This window comes from Rhizobacter sp. P1_G5 (assembly GCF_056405435.1).
In genome coordinates, this window is sequence record NZ_JBFUCB010000588.1 from 1 (window position 1) to 3,802 (window position 3,802).

The 3,802-nt window shown below is 68.8% G+C and carries 5 protein-coding genes; 1 reads left to right on the forward strand and 4 read right to left on the reverse strand.

The window, feature by feature from the left end; translation table 11 throughout:
- A partial coding sequence (locus tag AC1D12_RS27495) for an MFS transporter (RefSeq protein WP_477844220.1) occupies positions 1–730 on the reverse strand: 730 nt, incomplete at its 3' end.
- A 53-nt stretch (positions 731–783) separates the two neighbouring features.
- Positions 784–2,253, reverse strand: a complete 1,470-nt coding sequence (gene guaB, locus AC1D12_RS27500) for an IMP dehydrogenase (RefSeq protein WP_477844222.1) — start codon at positions 2,251–2,253, stop codon at positions 784–786.
- Between the two features lie 210 nt (positions 2,254–2,463).
- On the opposite strand from guaB, the gene AC1D12_RS27505 reads away from it, so the two are divergent.
- Positions 2,464–2,991 (forward strand): DUF4124 domain-containing protein, encoded by a 528-nt coding sequence (locus AC1D12_RS27505; protein WP_052213099.1) that lies wholly within the window; start codon positions 2,464–2,466, stop codon positions 2,989–2,991.
- A gap of 18 nt (positions 2,992–3,009) precedes the next feature.
- On the opposite strand, the gene AC1D12_RS27510 is transcribed toward AC1D12_RS27505, so the two are convergent.
- Both AC1D12_RS27510 and AC1D12_RS27515 read right to left on the reverse strand, forming a co-directional pair.
- Complete coding sequence (locus AC1D12_RS27510; protein ID WP_477844223.1) at positions 3,010–3,306, reverse strand: RnfH family protein; 297 nt, start codon at positions 3,304–3,306, stop codon at positions 3,010–3,012.
- Positions 3,293–3,757: a type II toxin-antitoxin system RatA family toxin gene (locus tag AC1D12_RS27515; RefSeq protein WP_047512105.1), complete on the reverse strand. Its 465-nt coding sequence runs from the start codon at positions 3,755–3,757 to the stop codon at positions 3,293–3,295. The genes AC1D12_RS27510 and AC1D12_RS27515 overlap by 14 nt, the downstream gene beginning before the upstream one ends.
- Positions 3,758–3,802 lie beyond the last annotated feature (45 nt).

Below are 3,802 nucleotides of genomic sequence, written 5' to 3' on the forward strand. Positions count from 1 at the left end.
CGGTGTACAGCACCCAGGAGGTGTGCAACACGAACTGCGCCAGCGTGCACAGGCCCGACACCGCGATCAGGCCGCCCACGCCCTTCAGGCTGCCCAGGTGCGTCAGTGCAGCCACCGGGTTCAGCGAGCGCATAGAGTCCTTGTTGCGGCGCTCCGGCGGCAGCGATTCAGGCAGCACGAAGTACCCGTAGACCAGGTTCACCAGTGCCAGCGTGCCGGCCGCGAAGAACGGGTAATGGATGTCGATGGCGCCGAGCAGCCCGCCCATCACCGGCCCGAGGATGAAGCCGATGCCGAACATCGCACCGAGCTGGCCGAAGCGCTTCGCGCGGTCTTCGGGCGGCGTGATGTCGGCCACGTAGGCGTTCGCCACCGCCGCGTTCGCCTGCAGCGCGCCGCTCACCAGCCGCACCGCGACCAGCACCCACAGCTGCGTCGCGAGCGCCGTCGCGAAGAAGCTGAAGGCGAAGCCGCAGAAGCCGAGCAGCAGCACCGGCCGGCGGCCGTAGCGGTCGGACAGCGCCCCGAGCACCGGCGAGCTGAAGAAGTTCGCGATGCCGAAGGTGAACGCGACCGCGCCGTACCAGAAGGCCTGCTCGGCCGGGTTGGCCGTGAAGCCCCCGACCAGCACCGGCAGCACCGGCACGATCAGGCCGATCGCCATCATGTCGATCAGCACCGTCACCAGGATGAAGCGCATCGCCGCCGGGCGGCCGACGGGCGGCTGCACGGGCGCGGTCGTGGGACTCGTCGTCAAGGTCGCTGGCGCCCGGCGTGCGGGCGTCACTCCATGCGGTAGTTGGGGGCTTCCTTCGTGATCTGCACGTCGTGCACGTGGCTCTCGCGGATGCCGGCCGACGTGATCTCGACGAACTCGGCGCGGTCGCGCATGTCGTCGATCGTCGGGCAGCCGCAATAGCCCATCGAGGCGCGCAGGCCGCCGGCCATCTGGAACACGATGCTGACCATCGAGCCCTTGTACGGCACGCGGCCCTCGATGCCWTCCGGAACCAGCTTGTCGGCGTTCGGGTTGGCGCCGGTGTTGTCCTGGAAGTAGCGGTCGGCCGAGCCCTGCTGCATCGCACCGATCGAGCCCATGCCGCGGTAGCTCTTGTAGCTGCGGCCCTGGAACAGCACGATCTCGCCCGGCGCCTCTTCGGTGCCGGCGAACATGCCGCCCATCATCACGGTGCAGGCGCCGGCCGCGATGGCCTTGGCGATGTCGCCCGAGTAGCGGATGCCGCCGTCGGCGATCAGCGGCACGCCGGTGCCCTTCAGCGCGGAGGCGACGTTGTCGATCGCCATGATCTGCGGCACGCCGACACCGGCGACGATGCGGGTGGTGCAGATCGAGCCGGGGCCGATGCCGACCTTCACGCCGTCGGCACCCGCCTCCACCAGCGCCAGCGCGGCCGCGCCGGTGGCGATGTTGCCGCCGATCACATCGACCTGCGGGTAGTTCTTCTTGACCCAGCGCACCCGGTCGAGCACGCCGGCGCTGTGGCCGTGGGCGGTGTCGACGACGACCGCGTCGACGCCGGCCCGCACCAGCAACTCGAGGCGCTCTTCGGTGTCTTCACCGACGCCCACCGCCGCGCCGACGCGCAGCTTGCCGTGCRARTCGCGCGCGGCRTTCGGRAAGTTGGTCTGYTTGGTGATGTCCTTGACGGTGAWCAGGCCGCGCAGCTCGAAGGCGTCGTTGACGACCACCACGCGCTCCAGCTTGTGCTTGTGCATCAGCGCCTTGGCATCGGCCAGCGAGGCGCCGTCGCGCACCGTGATCAGGCGCTCGCGCGGCGTCATGATCTCGCGCACCGGGATGTCCATGCGGGTCTCGAAGCGCAGGTCGCGGCCGGTCACGATGCCGACCACCTTGCCGTCCTCGAGCACCGGGAAGCCCGAGATGCCGTGCTGGCGCGACAGGTTGATCACGTCGCGCACCGGCACGCCGGGCGAGATGGTGATCGGATCGCGCAGCACGCCCGATTCATAGCGCTTCACGCGCGCCACCTCGGCAGCCTGCTGCTTCGGTGACAGGTTCTTGTGGACGATCCCGATGCCGCCTTCCTGCGCGATCGCGATCGCGAGGCGTGCTTCCGTCACGGTGTCCATCGCAGCGGACACGAGCGGAAGGTTCAGGYGGATGTTGCGGGAGAGCTGGGTCGCGAGCGAGGTGTCGCGGGGCAGGACCTGGGAGAAAGCTGGCACCAACAACACATCGTCGAAGGTGAGCGCTTTGCCAAGAAGGCGCATGAGAAAAACTCCTGACGCAAAAGCGAATTATACGGATGTCAGACGCACCCTTCACGGCGTGGGTCCGGACCCCTTCGATGGGCAGCGCCGATGCCTGCCGCGCCAAAGCGGTAATAGTTCACGGCCATCCTCGGCCAACCGGGCCTCGCCATACAAAAGGTGACAGAGCCTCGCGCCTGCACACATGTCACGCCGACTACACTTTCGGCCATGCAATTCATTCCTTCCCGCACGTCGTCCAGGCTGGGTGCCTGCGCCCTCCTCGCCGTGTTGTCGATCGGCCTGCACAGCACGGCATTCGCCCAGTGGAAATGGCGCGACGGCAAGGGCCACGTGCAGTACAGCGACATCCCGCCGCCCGGCAGCATCGCCGAGCAGGACATCCTGCAGCGCCCGGCCGGTGCCGCGCGCCGCGCGCCGATGCAGGGCACGACCCCGGCCGAGGCCACGCCGGCAGCCGCCGCGGCCAGCGGCCCGAAGCTGGTCGACCCGGACCTCGAGGCCAAGCGCCGCAAGACCGAGCAGGACGACGCCGCCAAGCGCAAGGCCGAGGAAGAGAAGCTCGCCGCCGTGCGCGCCGAGAACTGCACGCGCGCCAAGGGGCAGCTGAAGACGCTCGAAGACGGCATCCGCATGGCACGCACGAACGCCAACGGCGAACGCGAGATCCTCGACGACAAGGGCCGCGCCGACGAGACCAAGCGCACCCGCGACATCATCGCGTCCGACTGCAAGTAAGCCGCCAGCGAGGGACCGTCAGCCTCGTCTGGAGCGCTGGCGCCTCGCCTCCTTGGGATCGACGCGCAGCGCGCGCCAGACCTCCACCCGGTCGCGGTCCCGCAGCACATCGCCCAGCTCGCGCAGGTGGCCCCAGACGCCGATCCGGCAGTGCGTCAGGTCCATCCCCGAGCCGGCCTCCAGCACACCGCCCTGCCGCAGCGCATCGTGCACCGTGCTGCCGGCGGGCAGCCGCAGCGGCACCACCCTCACCTCGCCCGCCTGCGGGCTCCAGGCGACCTCGATCGCCAGCTCGACGGGATCAGCGGGGTCCATGCACCTGTTCCGCCCGCTTGACGAACGAATCGACCAGCGTGTTGGCGATGCGGTCGAACACCGGGCTGATCACCAGCTCCAGCGCGCCGTTGGCGAATTCATAGCGCAGCTCGAACTCGATCTTGCAGGCCGCCTGCCCACCCTGGCCCGGTGACCCGGGTGCGGCCAGCGGCAGGAAGCGCCAGGTGCCGTCGAGCGTCGAGAACGGGCCGTCGACCAGCATCATGTGGACGCTCTCGTCGGGCACGTTCTCGTTGCGGGTGGTGAAGGCCTGGCCGACACCGGCGAACGACAGCTGCAACCGGGCAGTGACGCCGGTGCCGTCTTCGCCCAGCACCTCGGCGCGTTCGCACCACGGCAGGAACTGCGGATAGCTCGGGATGTCGGTCACGAGCGAGTACATCTCGTGCGGCGAATACCAAAGGAGGACGGACTTCTTGACATGCTTCATACAATCGCCGGATTGTATTGAGCGCCACGCGCCTCATCTGGACCC

What these genes read in the sequence shown, in the direction of transcription:
- AC1D12_RS27505 (WP_052213099.1), top strand. Translation starts at nt 2,464, where the DNA reads ATGCAATTCATTCCTTCCCGCACGTCGTCCAGGCTGGGTGCCTGCGCC.
- AC1D12_RS27510 (WP_477844223.1), bottom strand. Translation starts at nt 3,306, where the DNA reads ATGGACCCCGCTGATCCCGTCGAGCTGGCGATCGAGGTCGCCTGGAGC.
- AC1D12_RS27515 (WP_047512105.1), bottom strand. Translation starts at nt 3,757, where the DNA reads ATGAAGCATGTCAAGAAGTCCGTCCTCCTTTGGTATTCGCCGCACGAG.